The sequence below is a fragment of the Streptomyces anandii JCM 4720 genome, assembly GCF_014650655.1.
Taxonomy (GTDB): domain Bacteria; phylum Actinomycetota; class Actinomycetes; order Streptomycetales; family Streptomycetaceae; genus Streptomyces; species Streptomyces anandii.
The window spans coordinates 1-776 of the sequence record NZ_BMVJ01000105.1; the positions used below are offsets into that span (position 1 = coordinate 1).

General features: G+C 68.6%; 1 protein-coding gene. It reads right to left on the minus strand.

All coding sequences use genetic code 11. The features are described 5' to 3' along the window. The coding region (locus tag IE249_RS35505; protein ID WP_229860046.1) for a polyketide synthase dehydratase domain-containing protein at window positions 1-743 on the minus strand (743 nt) is incomplete at its 3' end. Between the last annotated feature and the right edge of the window lie 33 nt (window positions 744-776).

The following is a 776-nucleotide window of genomic DNA, read 5'->3' on the forward strand; positions in this document are numbered from 1 at the left end:
AGTGCGGGGTGGAGTCCGAAGGCGGCCGCGGAGTCCTGGGCCTGCTCCGGCAGCACCACCTCGGCGAACAGCTCGTCCCCGCGCCGCCACACCCCACGCAGCCCACGGAACACCGGCCCATACGCCAGACCCGACTCCGCAAGCTCCCCGTACAAACCCTCAACATCCACAGCCACCGCACCCTCCGGCGGCCACACCCCCAACTCCCCCACCGACGCCACTGCATCAGCGGCTACCGGCGCCAGCACACCCGTGGCATGCCGCACCCACGGCTCACCACCCACCGCGTCACGCCGCCGCGAAAACACCCCGAACGACCGCCGACCCCCAGCATCAGCAGCCTCCACCAACACCTGCAACCCCACACCAACGCCCTCCGGAAACACCAACGGCGCCTCCAGCGTCAGCTCCTCAACACCCCCACACCCCACACGCCCGGACACATGCAGCGCCAACTCCACAAACGCCGTACCCGGCAACACCACCGAACCCAGCACCACATGATCGGCAAGCCACCCCTGCACACCCGCCGACAACACACCCGTGAACAAGAACCCATCACTGCCGGCCAGCCCCACAGCCGCACCCAGCAACGGATGACCCGCAACCCCCAGACCAACCGACTCCGGATCCCCACCCACCAACGACACGACATCAGGCCAGAACCGCTCACCCTGAAACGCATACGTCGGCAACCCGACCCGCCGCGCCCCGACACCAGCGAAGAACGCACGCCAGTCCACCGCACCGCCACGCACATACGCCCGAGCAACAGC